16 protein-coding genes and 1 tRNA gene are annotated in these 20033 nt (G+C 42.6%); 16 read left to right on the forward strand and 1 reads right to left on the reverse strand.

The genetic code is table 11. The features are described 5' to 3' along the window. The coding region (locus tag CZ434_RS22405) for a hypothetical protein (protein WP_218668314.1) at positions 1-290 on the forward strand (290 nt) is incomplete at its 5' end. Between the two features lie 2 nt (positions 291-292). Here CZ434_RS22405 and dat read toward each other — a convergent pair. After that, on the reverse strand, positions 293-1171 hold the full coding sequence (dat, locus tag CZ434_RS18140) for a D-amino-acid transaminase (RefSeq protein WP_077624417.1): 879 nt from the start codon (positions 1169-1171) through the stop codon (positions 293-295). A gap of 300 nt (positions 1172-1471) precedes the next feature. Between dat and CZ434_RS18145 the strand changes: the two genes are divergently transcribed. The 15 genes from CZ434_RS18145 (at position 1472) to CZ434_RS18215 (ending at position 19957) form a co-directional block, all read left to right on the forward strand. Beyond that, a tRNA-Gly gene (locus CZ434_RS18145) sits at positions 1472-1545 on the forward strand. A 177-nt stretch (positions 1546-1722) separates the two neighbouring features. After that, positions 1723-3432: an ABC-ATPase domain-containing protein gene (locus tag CZ434_RS18150; protein WP_077624418.1), complete on the forward strand. Its 1710-nt coding sequence runs from the start codon at positions 1723-1725 to the stop codon at positions 3430-3432. A gap of 43 nt (positions 3433-3475) precedes the next feature. Continuing rightward, positions 3476-4606 (forward strand): tRNA epoxyqueuosine(34) reductase QueG, encoded by a 1131-nt coding sequence (gene queG, locus CZ434_RS18155; protein WP_077624419.1) that lies wholly within the window; start codon positions 3476-3478, stop codon positions 4604-4606. A gap of 42 nt (positions 4607-4648) precedes the next feature. Continuing rightward, the gene (locus CZ434_RS18160; protein WP_245831022.1) at positions 4649-5218 is read left to right on the forward strand and encodes a methylated-DNA--[protein]-cysteine S-methyltransferase; all 570 of its coding nucleotides are present in this window, start codon (positions 4649-4651) and stop codon (positions 5216-5218) included. Between the two features lie 70 nt (positions 5219-5288). Then, positions 5289-6152, forward strand: a complete 864-nt coding sequence (locus CZ434_RS18165) for an amidase domain-containing protein (protein ID WP_077624420.1) — start codon at positions 5289-5291, stop codon at positions 6150-6152. Between the two features lie 91 nt (positions 6153-6243). After that, positions 6244-6717: a tRNA (uridine(34)/cytosine(34)/5-carboxymethylaminomethyluridine(34)-2'-O)-methyltransferase TrmL gene (gene trmL / locus CZ434_RS18170; RefSeq protein WP_077624421.1), complete on the forward strand. Its 474-nt coding sequence runs from the start codon at positions 6244-6246 to the stop codon at positions 6715-6717. Positions 6718-7193: 476 nt separating this feature from the next. Continuing rightward, a complete protein-coding gene (locus CZ434_RS18175) occupies positions 7194-9092 on the forward strand; it encodes a PrkA family serine protein kinase (protein WP_077624422.1) in 1899 nt (632 codons plus the stop codon). Positions 9093-9776: 684 nt separating this feature from the next. After that, positions 9777-10388 carry a DedA family protein gene (locus CZ434_RS18180; RefSeq protein ID WP_077624423.1) on the forward strand — a complete coding sequence of 204 codons (612 nt, stop codon included), beginning with the start codon at positions 9777-9779 and terminating at the stop codon, positions 10386-10388. Positions 10389-10706: 318 nt separating this feature from the next. Then, entirely contained in the window at positions 10707-10880 is a 174-nt protein-coding gene (locus CZ434_RS18185) for a 2-oxoglutarate dehydrogenase E1 subunit family protein (RefSeq protein ID WP_425442100.1), read from the forward strand. Between the two features lie 216 nt (positions 10881-11096). Beyond that, the gene (locus CZ434_RS18190) at positions 11097-11708 is read left to right on the forward strand and encodes a DedA family protein (protein WP_077624423.1); all 612 of its coding nucleotides are present in this window, start codon (positions 11097-11099) and stop codon (positions 11706-11708) included. Positions 11709-11972: 264 nt separating this feature from the next. Further along, positions 11973-14834 (forward strand): 2-oxoglutarate dehydrogenase E1 component, encoded by a 2862-nt coding sequence (locus CZ434_RS18195; protein WP_077624425.1) that lies wholly within the window; start codon positions 11973-11975, stop codon positions 14832-14834. Beyond that, positions 14821-16101: a 2-oxoglutarate dehydrogenase complex dihydrolipoyllysine-residue succinyltransferase gene (gene odhB, locus CZ434_RS18200; RefSeq protein ID WP_077624426.1), complete on the forward strand. Its 1281-nt coding sequence runs from the start codon at positions 14821-14823 to the stop codon at positions 16099-16101. Before CZ434_RS18195 ends, odhB begins: the two co-directional genes overlap by 14 nt. A gap of 126 nt (positions 16102-16227) precedes the next feature. Then, positions 16228-17736, forward strand: coding sequence for a spore germination protein (locus tag CZ434_RS18205; RefSeq protein WP_077624427.1), 1509 nt, complete (start codon positions 16228-16230; stop codon positions 17734-17736). Then, positions 17733-18836: a GerAB/ArcD/ProY family transporter gene (locus CZ434_RS18210; RefSeq protein WP_179107314.1), complete on the forward strand. Its 1104-nt coding sequence runs from the start codon at positions 17733-17735 to the stop codon at positions 18834-18836. Before CZ434_RS18205 ends, CZ434_RS18210 begins: the two co-directional genes overlap by 4 nt. Next, positions 18833-19957 carry a Ger(x)C family spore germination protein gene (locus CZ434_RS18215; RefSeq protein WP_077624429.1) on the forward strand — a complete coding sequence of 375 codons (1125 nt, stop codon included), beginning with the start codon at positions 18833-18835 and terminating at the stop codon, positions 19955-19957. Before CZ434_RS18210 ends, CZ434_RS18215 begins: the two co-directional genes overlap by 4 nt. Positions 19958-20033 lie beyond the last annotated feature (76 nt).

Raw genomic sequence — 20033 nt, forward strand, 5'->3', positions numbered from 1 at the left:
AGCTGCGGAAAAATGCGAGACTCCAGTGGGAAAGGAACAGTCTGAAGACCCCGCAGGGCGCTTTTCCCGAGGAGGCTGAAGCGTTCCCCACGGAAAGCGAGTATTTTTCCGCAGCGCTGGACTACCACTCAATCAGAAAAGGATGGAAGGAAGTCCCGTTAAGTGAAGTTAGTTATGTCGCATTTTATATATATTGTGTAAAAGTAAGTCTTTTTGCTGGGGAGATTAATGCCGGGGCAGCTGATCTTTCTAATTTATCAAAACCCGTCCTGATTGGGACGGGTTTTTGATATTAGTGGGAGGTGCTTTGTACATTTGGTGTGTCGATTAAGTGTGCATCTCTTTGGTATGCCTTTTGTAGTTCTCTTGTTACTTTTCCAGGAGTTTTACCGTTCACAGGCTTGCCATCTATTTCTATAATCGGCATTACTTCAGCTGTACTGCTGGTGAGAAATACCTCATCCGCATTCTGTAATTGTTCAAGTGTGAACGCTTCTTCATAAAAAGGAATATTGGCTTCAGCTGCCAGTATTTTTATCCTGGAACGAACACAACCATGCAGAATCTGGTTGGTTTCCGGATGTGTATAAACATTATTGTCTTTAACCAGGTACACATTGGAAGCACTGCACTCTGTAATAGTTTGGTCACGGTGCAGAATAGCTTCAAAGGCCCCGTTTTCTTTTGCTTCTTGTTTTGCCAGAACATTCGGCAGCAGATTAAGGCTTTTGATGTAACAATTCTGCCAGCGCGTGTCAGGCAGGGTAATTGCAGACACTCCCGTAGAGAGCAATGCTTCAGGACGAGGCATATCTTGGACATATGCATAAAAGTTCGCTTCTACGTCGGGAAAAACGTGGTCGCGAAGGGCCGAACCCCTTGTCGCCTGCAGATAAACTTTAACGTCTGTTTTTATATTATTTACATCCAGCAAGTAATCAAGTTTTTCATATAGTTCTTTCTTTTGAAAGGGGAGTCTCAGCTTAATCGCCTGTGCTGATCGATACATTCTGTCAATGTGTTCTTCCAGAAGATAGTATTTCCCGCTATACACTCTGATTACTTCATATATTCCATCCCCGAATTGGAGTCCCCGTTCTTGGAAATGATAAGTCAACTTCTCTTGATCAACCATTCCTGACTCACATAAAACATTTGGATATACTTTCAAGATGGCGCCTCCTTTAATACTTTAAGACTGTTATGGAAAGATTATATCAATATTAGATACATTATCCTATGTAATTTTCAGAAATATGGGCCGATCCCTGAAAACCTTCATACTGTATTACCCGGTCTTTCTAAAGATTATTCGACTTTTTTACAGAAATTCGACAAAAAATGATAATTGCCTATTGCGTCCTATTTACTAGATTGTTATAATGAAAAACATCAACAAAACATAACTAAAGAAATCTCACAAACAGTACAAAGAAATCGAACAATATCAATTTAATATCACTCATAATATGCGGGTGTAGTTTAGTGGTAAAACCTCAGCCTTCCAAGCTGATGTCGAGGGTTCAATTCCCTTCACCCGCTCCATTTTACTTATGACCTAACGCAGTGTTTCGTTTTAAAAGCAACGAGGCATTGCGTTTTTTATTGTGGGGTCCATCCAGGAAATTCATTTACCATCTCCTTTAAGCTTTGCTTGCTTGATACAAAAATGGACAGAATGTATCCTAGAAATAGCTTTAGCTTAAAAGAGGGTGATGTGAAATGAAAAACTTGCAAAAGAAACTCCAGCAAATTGACGGAAAAAGTTATAAGGGGTATAAGTCTATTCAAGGCAGATACTCATTTCATAGATATGAATTATTGATTGACTATGTACAAGGGGACCCTTTTGCAGCTCCTTCGAAAATACGAATTGTAGTTCCTGACGCCTACCGGAAAATTAAGAGTGAATGGAAACAGAACTATAATAGAAGAGTTTATACAGAGGATGCCATCGCAAGAAAGGTAGCAAGTGCGATCGCAGGCAATACTATTTTCAGTAAAGGTTCCGGGAAGAGTGGGCTGATTGCGGTCGATGCCCCTGGTCAGGAAATTTTAGAGCGCACAGCGGTAGGAATCGAATCGGGACAAGTGACGATTTGCTTATCGGTGGGACTCCCGGCAAACGGGAGGAGAATTAACGGCAAAGAAGCGGAAAAATTGTTTTTTGATGCCATTCCTTCCATTCTCGAGAAGTCCATTTTCAAGATTAAGGATGAGGAGATAGAGAAAAGTGTCAAACTAGCTGATCAACATCTGGCTATCCGTAATGCCATGAGAGAAAATGGCTGGATTTCTTTCGTCGCCGATGGAGCCATCTTGCCGCGGGAAAGCGGGATCAGCAACCGTCCGATGAAAAAAGCCATCCCCTTCGAAAGCCCGGAGGAAAACAGGGTATCGATTGATATCCCTCATCAAGAAGAGCCGATCACAGGAATGGCATTGAAAAAAGGAATCATCCTGATTGTCGGAGGCGGTTATCATGGGAAAAGTACCTTGCTTACAGCAATCGAGAGAGGTGTCTATCATCATGTTCGAGGAGATGGACGGGAGTTTGTGTTGACAGACCCTGATGCTGTCAAAGTCCGTGCGGAGGATGGCAGACAGGTTACAACAGTAAACATCTCGCCGTTTATCAACGATTTGCCGCATAAGCAGGATACAAAGCAGTTTACAACAGAGAATGCGAGTGGAAGTACGTCACAGGCTGCAAACGTGGTCGAATCCCTTGAAGCAGGGGCATCAACTATTTTAATTGATGAAGATACTAGTGCCACCAATTTTATGATACGCGATGAGCGGATGCAGGAGTTAGTGGTGAAGGAAAAAGAACCAATCACACCGTTTATTGATAAAGTGAAACAAATGAGAGAACAGCTGGATGTATCCACCATTCTTGTAATGGGTGGTTCCGGTGACTACTTCGAGCCGGCTGATCAAGTGATTATGATGGATCAGTACCGGCCATATAACGTTACGGAAAAAGCGAAACGCATTGCGGAAAAGTATCCTTATGCCCGCCAGCAAGAGAACGACGTGTCATTCGGATCACTTCCTAGGCGGTATTTTCAGCCAAACAGTCTGCAAATAAAACAAGGCAGAAAGTCGAAAATCCAGGCAAAAGGCATGTCTACCATTATCATGGGCAGGCATGATATTTCGCTTCACTACGTAGAGCAGTTGGTAGACAATTCGCAAACGCGGATGATTGCAGAAATTCTTCGTTATCTGGATCAACATAAACAACTCGGGAAGGAAAGATCTTTATACGAGTTGTTGGATGAAATTGAAGGACAAATAGCTGACAAGGGCCTTGCATCCTTTGCGCCTTTTCCTGACCAACATCCGGGCGATCTGGCGAGACCGCGCCGATTTGAAATTGCCGCAACATTGAACAGGATCAGAACAGCAAACGTTAAAGATTTAACATGAAATCTCCTATATAAATAACAACCAAGAAGGGAGGGGATGGAAAATGTCTTATGAAAAACTGAAGCAAGAGATTGTCGAATACAGCAAAAGCATTGGCATCGACAAAATCGGATTTGCTTCTGTTGATGTTTTTTCAGAATTGAAATCACGGTTGAAAACACAACAAGAGCTGGGATACCAGTCGGGTTTTGAAAAAGGCAGTGTCGAGGAACGCACAGAACCGGTCAGGTTAATGCCTGATGCCCAATCCATTATTTCCATTGCCCTTGCTTATCCATCAAGAATGAAAGACGCTCCGAAAAGCCGGGAAGGTGAGAGAAGAGGATTGTTCTGCCGTGCCTCATGGGGAAAGGACTACCATGACTTACTGCGGGAGAAACTGGAAATGCTTGCTGAATTTATTGGGGATAAAATCTATTCTTTCCATTATAAATCGATGGTCGATACGGGAGAATTATCGGACAGGGCTGTAGCTGAACGTTCCGGAATCGGCTTCAGCGGCAAAAATACGACCATCATCACGCCGGAATTCGGTTCTTATGTCTATTTGGGTGAAATGATTACCAATATTCCTTTCACGCCTGACCAGCCCGTCGAAGACAGCTGCGGGGAATGTACGAAATGCATTGATGCATGTCCAACAGGTGCACTTGTCCAAGGAGGGCAGTTGAATGCGCAGAAATGTATTGCGTTTTTGACACAGACAAAGGGCTTCCTGCCGGATGAGTACAGAACCAAACTCGGTAATCGTCTTTATGGCTGTGATACATGCCAATTGGTTTGCCCGAAAAACCAGAAGAAAGATTTTCATCTTCATCCAAGAATGGAACCAGATCCTGATGTGGTAAAGCCAAAGTTAATCCCGCTATTATCTATGTCCAACAGGGAATTCAAAGAGAAATTCGGAGATATTTCAGGGTCATGGAGAGGGAAAAAGCCTATTCAGCGGAATGCCATTATTGCTTTGGCCCACTATAAAGAAAAGAGCGCTGTTCCTGAATTGATCCGATTAATGCAAGAAGATCCTCGGCCGGTAATCCGTGGAACTGCTGCCTGGGCAATTGGAAAAATCGGTACACAGGAAGGGATCGAAGCGATTCAGTCGGCACAGGAAAAAGAGACCGATGAAGAGGTGTTACTTGAGATGGAAAAAGGCTTGAGTTTCCAAGCCTAAAATTGCAAAAAGCCCTTCCTCATCTTCTGGGAGTCTAGTACAATGAAGAAAACTAGTAAGAAGAAGAAGGGGTTGTTTATGAATAAACGTTCCTTTTTATATTATGGGGAATTAGAGACTCCTGTCGGCCCGATATCCTTGGTATCTACTGATCAGGGGCTTTGCCGCATCGACTTCGGCAATGTCAGGGACTTGACTTCTTTATGGAACAATTGGAAGAAGAAATCCTTTCTATGTGGGGAATTCATCAAGAATGAAGATAAGGTCTTTGAGGCAAAGTGTCAGCTTGAAGAATATTTTCATAAACAAAGAACCGCCTTTTCTCTTGAATTCGATTTATACGGTACCCCTTTTCAAAGAAAGGTCTGGAAGGCCTTATATGATTCTACTCCTTATGGGGAGATTCAAACTTATAAATCTCTGGCAGAATCCATTCAGGCACCGAAAGCTATCAGGGCGGTTGGCGGAGCCATCAACAAAAATCCCATTTCAATTGTTATCCCTTGTCACCGGGTCATTGGAAGCAATGGTTCCCTTGTCGGCTATAATGGTGGAATGGACAAAAAGAAATATTTGCTTCATCTAGAGGAAGCACCGATCACACAGAAGTGATCGGTGCTGTTTTTATAGGTACATGTCACTTGAAATATGTTCATATATTGAGAGTGGGAGGGGTGCCATAATGGAACGGACGGAAATTCTCAAAAAGTATTGGCAAAGTATATTGGAGCAGAGAATCGGGGGAAATCCACCTGCATGGGTGTTGAATAAGAAGCAGCTGCATGAAAAGAGAGGCAGCAACGTGCCAAGGGTAAGGGGAGAAGGACGGATTTTTAATAGTTCGCCTATAGATGGAGGAAAAGTGAGAGTGAATTATGATTTGACTGTAACTTTTTTCGTCAAACAAGGACATTCCTTTTACCATGAAGAAGAGAACAGAAAACATACCGCTCTTATTCAGAAAGGGGAAGTCATCCATGATGAACCCATCGTCCAAGAATATCAGCCAGCTGATTTGCCGGTGATTGAAGTGAAGGGTCTGGAAAATATGCGCGAGGCGAGATTTGGTTATGACAGGCGGGCGGCTGTACGTTATGCAGAACGATGGTGGAATGATTACAACCCTGCCTATACAGAGTTGACGGTCGACTGTACAAACTTTGTGTCACAGTGTCTTCATGCAGGGGGAGCGCCGATGAGAGGAGCACCTGACAAAGGAAGCGGCTGGTGGTATCAGAATGGGAGCTGGAGCTTCAGCTGGGCTGTAGCCCATTCCCTGCGCTGGTATTTAAGCGGGTCTGCACAGGGTTTGAAAGGCACAGAAGTAGAAAGACCGGACGATTTATCACCCGGGGATGTGATTTGCTATGATTTTCAAGGGGACGGGCGTTGGGATCACAATACGATCGTCGTTTCAAAAGACACCGAGGGAATGCCTCTTGTAAATGCTCATACAGATAACAGCAGGCATAGGTACTGGTCCTATGAAGATTCGATGGCGTGGACGGAAAATTGCCAATACAAATTTTTTCGGATTGGCGAATGACCATTGGAAATGGAAGCAGCACAGCTTGAACATATAGCGAGCTGATATGTGATATAATAAGCAAGTTAAAATAATGTACGAGGTGAAAAAAGTGGCGTTACATGTAGTATTATTCCAACCAGAAATTCCCGCCAATACAGGGAACATTGCACGTACCTGCATTGCTACTGGAACGGTTCTGCATTTAATTCGGCCGTTGGGTTTCTCTACAGAGGACAAAATGTTGAGAAGGGCAGGATTGGATTATTGGCAGGATGTTGATATCCGGTATTACGATTCGATAGAAGAGTTATACGGCACATATCCGGAAGGGGATTTCTATTATATCGAGAACTTCGGAGAAGGTCATTATACGGATCATGATTTCAGCAATGTGGAAAAAGACTTGTTTTTTGTGTTCGGAAGAGAAACAAATGGAATACCATTGGAGCTCCTTGAAGGTAAAGAGGATAAGTGCCTCCGTATTCATATGACAGACAAAGTGCGCTCCCTCAATCTGTCGAATACAGCAGCTATCATTGTTTACGAGGCATTGAGACAGCAAGGGTTCCCAGGTTTAACGTAAAAGAGTCAGGAACAAAAAACGTCAGCAAAGATGGCTGACGTTTTTTTTATACCTATTTTTTGGCTGTTTGCTTTGAGTCACGCCCCGCAGAGAAGATTGAGGTTAAAAATACGATAGTTACTCCTATAAGCAATGTTATTTTCATGGAAGACTTCCTCCTTTGATAAATAAATCCAGAGACAGCAGCATATGTACAAGTAATACTGCTATTATTATAACCAATTTTTTTCCTGATGTGAACTATATGAAGAAGATTAACGATATAACAGCGCTCAGATAAGTAAAACTTAAATCAATTTAAAGAATATTTTATCCCAATGGCAGGCTATACTCATTTTCCGGGGGTTGCCTACATAGATTATATTAACCATCTTATTTATACTTTTTGAAACGAAGTATAAGAGAAACTCAGGATTCCGCCATGAGAACTTGCGGGAAGCTTAGTTTTCAATTCACTATCCGGGGAGGTCGACGAGATGGATATTCTTAAAAAGATCCAGGACCATAGAGAAGACCAAGAGAGGCTTAAATGGGAAGGAACACTGGCTGATTACTTGGAGTTGCTGAAAGAACGACCGTATTTGGCACAATCTGCTCACTCCAGAGTATATAACATGATAAAGCACAGAGGTGTGACAGAAGACGAGGAGGGGCACAAGAAGTACAATTTCTTTGAAAATGAATTGTATGGACTGGAAGGTGCTTTAGAGAGATTGGTGGAGGAATATTTTCATCCTGCTGCACGCCGACTTGATGTCAAAAAGAGAATCCTGCTGCTGATGGGACCAGTAAGTGGTGGTAAGTCGACACTCGTTACTTTATTGAAGCGCGGACTGGAGGAGTACACGTTAACAGATGAAGGTGCAGTGTTTGCCATTAAGGGCTGCCCGATGCACGAAGATCCTCTCCATCTCATCCCGCCGCATTTACGGCCGGATTTTGAAAATGAGTATGGAATAAGGATTGAAGGGAACTTGTCACCGCTGAACACGATGAGACTCGAAACAGAGTACGAGGGACGCATTGAGGATGTATTAGTTGAAAGAATATTTTTCTCAGAAGACAAGCGTACGGGCATTGGAACGTTCAGCCCGTCTGATCCAAAATCACAAGATATTGCCGATTTGACCGGTTCGATTGATTTTTCAACGATTGCTGAATATGGCTCGGAATCTGATCCGCGTGCCTACCGATTTGACGGAGAACTAAACAAGGCCAACAGGGGTATGATGGAATTTCAGGAAATGTTGAAATGTGATGAAAAGTTCTTATGGCATCTCCTTTCGCTTACACAGGAAGGGAATTTCAAAGCAGGAAGATTCGCTCTTATTTCCGCTGATGAGCTTATTGTGGCGCACACGAACGAATCGGAATATCGCTCGTTCATATCCAATAAGAAAAATGAAGCACTGCACTCGAGAATGATTGTCATGCCTGTTCCTTACAATCTCCGACTTTCACAGGAAGAACGGATTTACAAAAAAATGATCGGGCAAAGCGATATTAAAGATGTTCATATTGCGCCGCACACACTTCGGGTCGCTGCCATGTTTACCATCTTGTCAAGGTTGAAGGAATCAAACAAGGGCGGCATTAGTTTATTGAAGAAAATGTATTTGTATGATGGCCAGAATGTCGAAGGTTTCAGTGATGCAGATGTAGAAGATTTGCGCAAGGAGTTTTCCGATGAGGGGATGAGCGGGATTGATCCCCGTTATGTAATCAACAGGATTTCTTCGACCATCATTAAAAAAGAAATGACTTCTATCAATGCTTTGGATGTCCTGCGATCTTTGAAAGACGGTCTGGACAGCCATCCATCGATCTCGAAAGACGATAAAGAGAGGTATATGAATTTTATTTCGGTAGCCCGTAAGGAATATGATGAAATTGCCAAGAAGGAAGTGCAAAAAGCATTTGTCTATTCCTATGAGGAGTCCGCTAAAACGTTGATGGACAATTATCTCGATAACGTCGAAGCATATTGTAACAAAAGCAAACTGCACGACCCGCTTACAGGAGATGAAATGCATCCTGATGAGAAACTGATGAGGTCGATCGAGGAGCAAATCGGCATTTCGGAAAACGCGAAAAAGGCATTCCGTGAAGAGATATTGATCCGGATTTCCGCATATGCCCGGAAAGGAAAGAAATTCGACTATCAGTCACATGAACGATTAAGAGAAGCAATCCAAAAGAAACTTTTTGCAGATTTGAAAGATGTAGTGAAAATCACCACATCCACGAAAACACCAGATGAGCAGCAATTGAAGAAAATCAATGAAGTTGTTGCTACGTTGATCGACGAATACGGCTATAATTCCTCCTCTGCCAATGAATTGCTCCGATATGTAGGAAGTTTGTTAAACAGATAGTTTTGATGACTAATAAATCTTTTCCAGAAAAAATGAGCCGGCAGCCAAAGCCGGCTCATTTTTTTCTATTTTTACTATTCGCATAATCTATAGACTGCGAACTAACTTCAGTTTGACTTTCTCCCATCCTGATTAAGGCGAGTGCTATAATACTACCGCTGCGGCAGAACACTTCGCTGTTCTGCCTACGCTGGTCGAAGTTCTTTGAATTGGTGGGAAGAACCCATGTTAGACATACATTAGGACCTCTTCTCACTTGACCAGAAATCTATCCAAAGCGGAGGAAAAATGCGACACTCCTTGAAAATAAAGTTCGATTTTCTGCGTGCGGTGTAAATGCATGGATGTCTTTTCAAAGTCCTGGGGGAAGAGCAGCTTCCGAAGACCCCGCAGTGAGCGCTTTTGGCTCAAGGGGAAGCTGAGGTGCTGCCCCCGGAAAGGGAGCATTTTTCCGCAGCGCCGGGTTAGCATACAACTAAAATCAGGATAGCAAGAAGCAACACCAAAGTAGAGTTTTCACTAGTTCGCAGTTTGCCTCAACTATGTAACCATATAGGCGTTTTTAGTGTTTAGAGTGCTGGGAGCTAAAATGCAGCATGCGAATAGTGGTAGTGTCTTTTAAAAAAGATTGCGGTTGGAGATTATCCGAAATATAATATATGGAAACAATCGGGGAGGAAGAGGATGGAAAACTGGATATTGTACATGATTGAGGAGTTTGGTTACATAGGCGTTTTTCTCATTTTAGTAATCGAAAACGTGTTTCCACCCATACCTTCCGAATTAGTTCTTCCTTTTTCCGGCTTCGTCACTACTCAGACAAATCTGGACACTTTTACGATGATATTAGCAGCGACAGGCGGTTCGATTATTGGTGCGGTCATCCTTTACAGCATTGGGACTGCCTTAAACGTGGACAGGATCGATTATATCGTGGAACGCTGGGGCAAAGTGCTGCAGTTGGAAAAACGGCATATCGAAAGAGCGGAGAAATGGTTTGAAAAATATGGCCCCTGGACAGTATTCCTATGCCGAATGGTACCTCTATTAAGGAGTTTGATTTCTATACCGGCTGGCATGTCAAGAATGAAGTGGTTTCTTTTTGTCTTTTTGACCAGCGCAGGTACTTTTATTTGGAACAGTTTCTTAATCCTTTCGGGCGTCCAGTTAGGGGAGGCATGGCCGCAAATCCTCAAGTATATGAAAATTTACTCAAATGGTATATATATGGCAATCGGAATTGTGATTGTATGGGTACTGGTTCTTTATATAACTAAACGCCATAACAAGAAATAACCCCCATCTAAGCTGACTGCATTGGCTTCCCTCCCTGGTTTCTACCATAGCAACCGGAGAGAATTCAGGGAAGGAAGGTTTAATTCAGGGCAAATTTATTGGAATTATCGAATTCATTAGAATTTAGTGAACAGAGATATTGTTTCCCTGTAGAAAATAGGGTATATTAGTTGTTGTAGAAAGCAGTCAATTTCTATAAACCTATCGTACTTATTTGAAAACGCTGTAAGTGGAGAAAGTGAACTTCTAATGGGGGTATAAGTCGTGACACAGCAAGAATCTAGTGAAAGATTCTGGAAAAATTTTCATGGACCTAACATGGGGTATATCGAAGAACAATACGACAAATACAAAGAGGATTCCAGTGCAGTTGATCCGACTTTGAAAGAGATGTTTGATCAGCATGGGGCACCTCAATGGATGCGTCNGGCTCAAGGGGAAGCTGAGGTGCTGCCCCCGGAAAGGGAGCATTTTTCCGCAGCGCCGGGTTAGCATACAACTAAAATCAGGATAGCAAGAAGCAACACCAAAGTAGAGTTTTCACTAGTTCGCAGTTTGCCTCAACTATGTAACCATATAGGCGTTTTTAGTGTTTAGAGTGCTGGGAGCTAAAATGCAGCATGCGAATAGTGGTAGTGTCTTTTAAAAAAGATTGCGGTTGGAGATTATCCGAAATATAATATATGGAAACAATCGGGGAGGAAGAGGATGGAAAACTGGATATTGTACATGATTGAGGAGTTTGGTTACATAGGCGTTTTTCTCATTTTAGTAATCGAAAACGTGTTTCCACCCATACCTTCCGAATTAGTTCTTCCTTTTTCCGGCTTCGTCACTACTCAGACAAATCTGGACACTTTTACGATGATATTAGCAGCGACAGGCGGTTCGATTATTGGTGCGGTCATCCTTTACAGCATTGGGACTGCCTTAAACGTGGACAGGATCGATTATATCGTGGAACGCTGGGGCAAAGTGCTGCAGTTGGAAAAACGGCATATCGAAAGAGCGGAGAAATGGTTTGAAAAATATGGCCCCTGGACAGTATTCCTATGCCGAATGGTACCTCTATTAAGGAGTTTGATTTCTATACCGGCTGGCATGTCAAGAATGAAGTGGTTTCTTTTTGTCTTTTTGACCAGCGCAGGTACTTTTATTTGGAACAGTTTCTTAATCCTTTCGGGCGTCCAGTTAGGGGAGGCATGGCCGCAAATCCTCAAGTATATGAAAATTTACTCAAATGGTATATATATGGCAATCGGAATTGTGATTGTATGGGTACTGGTTCTTTATATAACTAAACGCCATAACAAGAAATAACCCCCATCTAAGCTGACTGCATTGGCTTCCCTCCCTGGTTTCTACCATAGCAACCGGAGAGAATTCAGGGAAGGAAGGTTTAATTCAGGGCAAATTTATTGGAATTATCGAATTCATTAGAATTTAGTGAACAGAGATATTGTTTCCCTGTAGAAAATAGGGTATATTAGTTGTTGTAGAAAGCAGTCAATTTCTATAAACCTATCGTACTTATTTGAAAACGCTGTAAGTGGAGAAAGTGAACTTCTAATGGGGGTATAAGTCGTGACACAGCAAGAATCTAGTGAAAGATTCTGGAAAAATTTTCATGGACCTAACATGGGGTATATCGAAGAACAATACGACAAATACAAAGAGGATTCCAGTGCAGTTGATCCGACTTTGAAAGAGATGTTTGATCAGCATGGGGCACCTCAATGGATGCGTCAAACAGGGGAGAAAGAACAACTGGTATCAGCTGAAACTTCAACGAAGGATATTAAGAAATTAACCTCGACAATGAAACTTGTGGAGGCTATTCGTCGTTACGGTCATTTGGAAGCTGATATTTATCCAGTAGGGAAAGACAAAGACAGAAAAACACCGTTGGTTGACCCAGATTCATACGGTTTAACGAACAGTGATTTGGAAGCGATTCCGGCCAATTGGATTTGGGAACAAGCACCGGCAAATGTGAACAATGCATTAGAGGTTGTCAACCTGTTAAAGAAGAATTATGCAGGAACTACCTCCTTTGAATATGATCATGTAAATGACGATGCTGAACGGAAATGGCTGCAAGACAAAATCGATACTGGAGAGTTTTCTGTATCCTTTACAGATGAAGAAAAAAAAGAACTCCTTAATCGTTTAGCGGAAGTGGAAGGGTTTGAAGGTTTTCTTGCGAAGACCTTTGTCGGTCAAAAGCGTTTTTCCATCGAGGGACTTGAAATGATGGTGCCGATGCTCGACAAGGCAGTGCGAAATTCATTTTCCGACAAAACCGAACAAATTATGCTCGGTATGGCACACCGTGGAAGACTAAGCGTACTGACACATGTTCTCGGCAAACCGTTTGATAAAATTTTCTCTGAGTTCCACCATTCTTCAGATAAAGAGTTGATTCCTTCTGCTGGATCAAAAGGAATTAACTATGGATGGACTGGAGACGTTAAGTACCATTTCGGTGCTGTAAGAGAATTGGGAGAAGACCAAGTTTCCCCAACAAAAGTGACCTTGGCACATAACCCTTCCCATCTTGAATTCGTCAATCCTGTGGTCAATGGTTTTACAAGGGCTGCACAAGACGATACAAGCACTCCGGGAAACCCTGAACATCAACAGGACAAGGCATTCAGTATTCTCATTCATGGGGATGCAGCTTTTATCGGTGAAGGTGTAGTTGCTGAAACGCTGAATATGAGTGATTTGCCTGGCTACCGGACAGGTGGAACGTTGCATATTATCGCCAATAACCTGGTAGGATTTACGACCGGCCAGGATCAGGGAAGGTCGACAAGGTATGCAAGCGATCTGGCTAAGGGGTTTGAAATTCCAATCATCCACGTTAACGCAGATGATCCGGAAGCATGTGTGTCTGCAATGGCGCTTGCCTACGAATACCGACAAGAATTCCATAAGGATTTCCTGATCGACTTGGTTGGCTATCGGCGGTACGGCCATAATGAGATGGATGAACCAAGAGCGACTCAGCCTCAGCTGTACAAGGATATCGACAGCCATCAGACAGTTGCTCACGTTTATGCAGAGCGGCTGCAGAAAGCAGGAATTGTCGACCAAGAAAGCTTTGAAAACATGAAAACGCAAGTGGAGCAAAAATTGCGCGATATTTATAACAACATGAAAGAAAATGAAGCGGATGAACCTGAACCGAAGCCGGCGCCAGAGGCATTAGCTAATGGCCTGGACAATGTGGAAACGGCAGTTCCATTGGAAAGGCTTAAGAAGTTGAATGAAGGCTTATTAAAGCGTCCTGATGGGTTCAACGGTTTCAAAAAGCTGGAAAAGATTCTGAAAAAGCGTGGAGATGCTTTAGAAGAAGGGAAGAAAGCGGACTGGGCTACTGCCGAAACGCTGGCATATGCTTCTATTCTGGAAGATGGAATTCCTATCCGCCTGACAGGTCAGGATTCTGAACGCGGTACTTTTGCCCACCGACATCTTGTACTCCATGATGTAGAAACAGGGGAAACATATTGTCCGATGCATGGACTGGAACAAGCTAAAGCTTCTTTTGCCATTCATAATAGCCCATTGTCAGAGGCTGGAGTCTTAGGTTTTGAGTATGGTTACAGTGTGCAATCCCCGAATACGCTAGTACTTTGGGAAGCACAGTTTGGAGACTTTGCCAACGCTGCCCAGGTGATTTTTGACCAGTTCATCGCCGCGGGACGTGCCAAATGGGGAGAAAAATCAAATATGGTTCTTTTACTTCCTCATGGATATGAAGGACAAGGACCTGAACATTCCAGTGCCAGACTGGAAAGATTCCTGCAGTTGGCTGCAGAAAATAACTGGATTGTCGCCAATGTGACAACAAGTGCGCAATATTTCCATTTACTGCGCAGACAGGCTGCTCTCGGCGGAAAAGACTCGGCCCGTCCGTTAGTGGTAATGACACCGAAGAGTCTGCTGCGGAACCAGCGGGTGGCATCCGAAGCAAAAGCCTTCACAGATATCGGATTCCAAAAGCTTATCCCGCAGCCAGGTCTTCCGAAAACAACCAAAAAAGCTAAAACACTGGTAATCGGCAGTGGAAAAGTAATGGTTGATATTGAAGAAACAATGAGCAATAACGAAGGGAAAGTCAACGATGTCCACGTGCTTCGTTTAGAACAAATTTATCCTTTCCCTGAAAAAGAATTAAAAGAAGTTCTAAAAGGCTGTCCGAATGTAGAGGAAATCATCTGGGTTCAGGAAGAGCCGAGGAATATGGGCGGATGGAATTTCGTCAAAGAGATTTTATTCAACCTTCTGGAAGAAAACCAGGAGCTGCACTATGCGGGCCGCCCTGATCGGGCATCGCCAGCAGTAGGAGAACCGAACGTACACAAAACGGAGCAAAAACGAATCGTACACGAAGCCTTAAAGCTGTCTAAAGGAGGAGATTCCAGTGAAGGAAATTAAAGTCCCAGAATTAGCAGAATCAATCACCGAAGGTACTATCGCAGAGTGGCTCGTAAGCAAGGGCGATAAAGTGGAAAAAGGCGATCCGGTACTAGAATTGGAAACTGATAAAGTAAATGTGGAAGTCAACTCAGAATACAGCGGTGTACTTACAGAGATATTGAAAGAAGAAGGCGAAGACGTGGAAGTCGGAGACATTATCGCCAAAGTCGATGAAAACGGGGAAGCTGGAGGCTCAGACGAAGCAAGTCAGCCGGAAAGTTCTGAAGAAAAGGAAGAACCGAAGCAGGAAGCAAAGCAAGAAGAGCAGCCAAGCCAGGAACAACCACAACCTTCAGAAGAAAAAGAAACAGGAAACAAGCAGGATACCGTTGCCTCACCTGCAGCACGAAAGCGGGCCAGGGAGCTTGGAATCGATCTATCGGAAGTATATCCGAAAGATCCTTTAGGCAGAATCCGTCCGGAAGATGTAGAACAGACAGCTGCAGGCAGAAATCAAAAGCAGCAAGAGGAGCCTAAAAAAGAGAAAAAAGAAGCAAAAACTTCTGAGAAAACAGAGTTTGAAAAACCTGTAGAACGAGTAAAAATGAGCAGACGACGCCAGACAATCGCCAACCGTTTGGTAGAAGCTCAGCAAACAGCAGCAATGCTTACTACTTTCAATGAAGTGGATATGACGGCTATCATGAAACTTCGCAGTGAAAGAAAGGACAAGTTCGCCGAAAAGCATGACGTCAAACTTGGTTTTATGTCTTTCTTTACAAAAGCCGTTGTCGGTGCTTTGAAAGAGTTTCCGCTGATCAATGCAGAAATTCAGGGAAATGAAATCGTGTTGAAGAAATTTTATGATATCGGTATTGCTGTATCAACAGATGAAGGTCTGGTAGTTCCAGTGGTGCGTGATGCAGACCGCCTCGACTTTGCGGGTATCGAAAAAGAGATCGGCCGTCTTGGACAAAAGGCGAAAGCGAAAGAATTACAGCTTGGCGACCTTCAAGGAGGCTCCTTCACTATCACTAACGGGGGGATTTTCGGTTCCTTACTGTCGACTCCAATCCTGAATACTCCACAGGTGGGAATATTGGGAATGCACTCGATTCAGAAACGTCCGATCGTAATGCCGGATGATTCCATCGAAGTTCGCCCAATGATGTACATTGCTATGAGCTATGATCATAGAATCGTAGACGGTAAAGAAGCGGTACAGTTCCTTGTAAGAATCAAACAATTGCTGGAAGATCCTTACGACCTGTTGTTAGAAGGTTAATAGAAATTGTATAACTTGAGAGAGCGTCCCATTAACGGGGCGCTCTTTTTTATTAATAGGTGCAGTTTGAGGGATTAATTCTTTAATAAAAGCAAATAGTAACAGCAACTGAATAAAAAGCGAGGTATTGGTAAATTGAGAAAAACGGGAAAAAAGGACATCAACGAACCCCTGACCTCGGAATCAGAACAGAAACCAAGCGTTCCTGTAACAAGTTCCCTTAAGGAAAACATCGAATATATCACAAAAGAGTTACGTAATTCCAATGACTTGAAGCTGCGAATCCTTGAAGAAGGAAAGGCGGTAATTGTGTATCTGGAATCCCTGGCAGACCAGGATAAAATTCATGAAAAATTTTTTGAAGCATACAGCAGGACGCCAAATGCCGACCTGGTAAATGCCAGTAGTGGCAAAAAAATGGACGATCGGGAAAAAATCATCCAAGTACTGCTCCAAGGTCATCTGGCATTTGGATGGGAAGGAAGTACTTATATGTTGACGTTTAACACGACAGCTTCCTTTAACAGCAGTGTTGAAGAACCTGACAGTGAAAAAGTGGTCCGTGGCTCGCACGAGGGCTTTGTCGATAACATCATAATCAACATCAATTTGATCCGAAAACGGATTGAAAACAAGAAACTGGTCGTGAAATTTATGGATTTGGGTAAAGAGACGAAAACCAAAATAGCTGTGATTTATATGGATGGTATTGTAAATCCGAAATGTGTGAAGGAAGTAGAAAAACGCCTGATGGCTATTTCCACCGATTCGATCATCAGCCCTGGTTATATAGAAGAGTTCATTGAAGATCATGCCTACTCTCCATTTCCGCAAATGCTGTATACAGAACGGCCTGACCGGACAGTGGCCAATATAATGGATGGAAGAGTAGGCATACTTGCAGAAGGCAGTCCCACCATGTTATTGGCTCCAGCTACTTTTTTTGCCTTTTATCAATCACCTGACGACTATAATTCACGCTGGTTCACAGGTACATTTATTCGCCTTATCCGGTTGTTCAGTTTTCTTATTGCTATTGGACTTCCGGCATTTTATATATCGATCGTCGGGTTTCATTTTGAAGTGATTCCGCAAGATCTTGTTATTCCTGTCAAAAGTTCCATTAATGACATTGCTTATCCGCCAATAGTGGAAGCATTGGTTATGGTTATCATTATAGAACTGATCCGGGAAGCTGGTATACGGCTTCCAACACCGGTCGGACAGACAATCGGGATTGTCGGAGGTTTGGTGATCGGGGATGCGATAGTCCGGGCAGGACTTGTTTCCAACTTTATGATTATCGTCGTAGCTTTAACAGCTATCGCATCATTTGTGGTTCCTTCTAATGAAATGAGTACGACGCTTCGACTGTTAACTTTTCCGTTAATTATATTTTCAGCAACATTGGGGTTTGTAGGAATTGTTTTCGGTATGTTGCTATTGTTAATTCATTTATGCCGTTTGGAATCGTTCGGAACGCCATATTTTTCACCAATGGCTCCGTTGCATATCCGATATTTAAAGGATACATTTGTCCGATTTCCTTTATTTAAGATGAATAGAAGACCAAAAGATACTAGATCGATCAAGAAGACTGCTCAGAAAAGATCCAGGGAATGGAGGAAAAGATGAAGATGAGTCCTGATAGCAAAATATCCAGACGTCAGTTTTTTTTTATTTTAGTACAAACTCAAATTGGGGTCGGGATTCTGGCACTTCCTTATGATTTACATTTGGAGGCCGGTCAGGACGGCTGGATATCCCTGATTTTGTCTGGAATATTTATTCAGTTTGTAATCCTGACTATTTGGTTAACGTTAGAGGCGTTTCCTGGCTGTGATCTATTTCAAATATTCACAAAAATGTTCGGTAAATGGATCGGCAATTTATTTAATCTAATTTATTATCTTTATTTTGTTGCTGTCAGCGCGTTGATTTTGATGTTGTTTGGGAGAATGATACACTTGTGGATCCTTCCGAACACCCCGTTCTGGCTGCTTGCTTCCCTTTTAGCCGTGACATGTATTTATCTGATATCCAGCGGGCTTGTAGTTATGGCCCGGATTTATACTTTCGTCAGTTTCCTTTTAGTAATCATGCTTTGCCTTACACTGTACATCATTCCGGATATTCAATTGGTCTACCTGCTTCCCATCGGAGAAGCATCCATCCCTCAAATCGGAAAGGGAGCTCATACAGCCATGATTGCCATGCTCGGATTTATATCCCTTTTTATCGTTTATCCCCATGTTGAAGGAACATCCCGCCAAAAACTAAAATCGGCTAGTTTGGCCAATGCTTTTGTAACGTCATTCTATTTGTTTATCACACTTATGGCGTTCAGTTATTTCAGCACTGCAGAAATTGAGCTTGTACCTCAACCAGTGATGTTCTTGTTGAAATCCATCGAGTTTTATCTGATCGGCAGGGTTGACTTGTTTTTAATATCTATGTGGATTGTGTCTGTGGCCACATCATTCTCTACATATTTTTATATGGCAAGCAGGGGGCTATCCGTTATATTCCAGACAAATGAATTTGATCGTTGCATGTATTTTACCGTCTTCCTGCCTTTGATTCTGTCTTTGACCATAGGTATTGAAGAAATTACAATCGATCGCTACAGTGTAATGATTAAATGGTTAGCTACCTTGTTATCTGTATGTGTACCGTTTGTAATGACGCTTATTTCATTGATTTTTTTTAGAAGACACAGGAGGAAGGAAGCATGAAGCTGCTGTATAAAGCAATGCTATTGTTAATTTCTTTGGTACTGCTTGCGGGCTGCTGGGATCAACGTCAATTTAAAAACTTCAAATTGGTACTAGCGAGTGGTTTGGATATAACAGAAGACGGTAAAGTGAAGTCCACTGTCGTTATCTCAAACGTAGAGGGGGGAAACCAAGGATCCGGGCGGGAACAGGTCCAGGTTGTCAATGCGGTGGGAAGTACATCACTTGATACCCGTACAATCATTGATCAAAAGATTTCCAAAAGGTACGATGCCTCCAAATTAACTGTTTTGCTTTTGGGTGAAAAACTTGCCAGAACAGATATTTATCCATTCTTGGATATGTTTTACCGTGACCCTAAAAGTAATCTTCATTCCCGGCTTGCCGTATTAGGGGGGAGTGTCGAAGAAGCACTTTCCCTGAAGATACCAGGGGAACCGAGGATCAGCGAATATATTAACGGGATGCTAACAGGAGAAATTTCTTCCACTCATACACCCGACAATAATATTCAGTTGGTATGTGCTGAACTTTTAGAACCCGGTCAGGATTTTGTATTGCCATATCTGACAGTCAATAAAGAGGAGGGGTTCCTGCAGTATCAAGGACTTGCCTTGTTTAAAGAAAAAACCTTTACAGGGAGTGTTCTAACTCCGCAAAGGTCTGTGTTGTACCTATTGATGAAGGGAAAAAGAGGTTCTGATGCCTTCCTCACTAAAAAGGTGAGTGACAACGGAAAAACAGAAACAGAGAATTTCATTACGATTGATGTGAAGGAGATCAAGAGGAAACTGAATATCAATGTAAATAATGGTGCCCCATCAGTGGATATGGATTTAACCTTCAAGGTTGACATCATGGAATTTCCGCCTGATAGCTTGAATAGATTGAAAAAGGTTAGAGAATTGGAATCCAAGCTGTCTGCCAATTTGACTGAGGAAGCAGAAAGTCTTTTTGCCCAGCTCCAAGAGGCAGGAAGTGATGCATTTGGCATTGGTCGCAGGGTAAAAGCTTTTCATCCTGAGGTATGGAAGTCACTTGATTGGAATACTGTATATCCAGAGTTATCCATCAAACCGGATATAAAAGTCGAAGTTCAATCCCACGGCATCATCAATTAACAAGGCTAGTCGTCCAATTTTCGAAATCTTTAATCAAATTACGGTTTGCCGCATATTATAGAAATAATAAAGAAAG

Source organism: Sediminibacillus massiliensis, from assembly GCF_900156915.1.
Taxonomy (GTDB): Bacteria; Bacillota; Bacilli; order Bacillales; family Amphibacillaceae; genus Sediminibacillus_A; species Sediminibacillus_A massiliensis.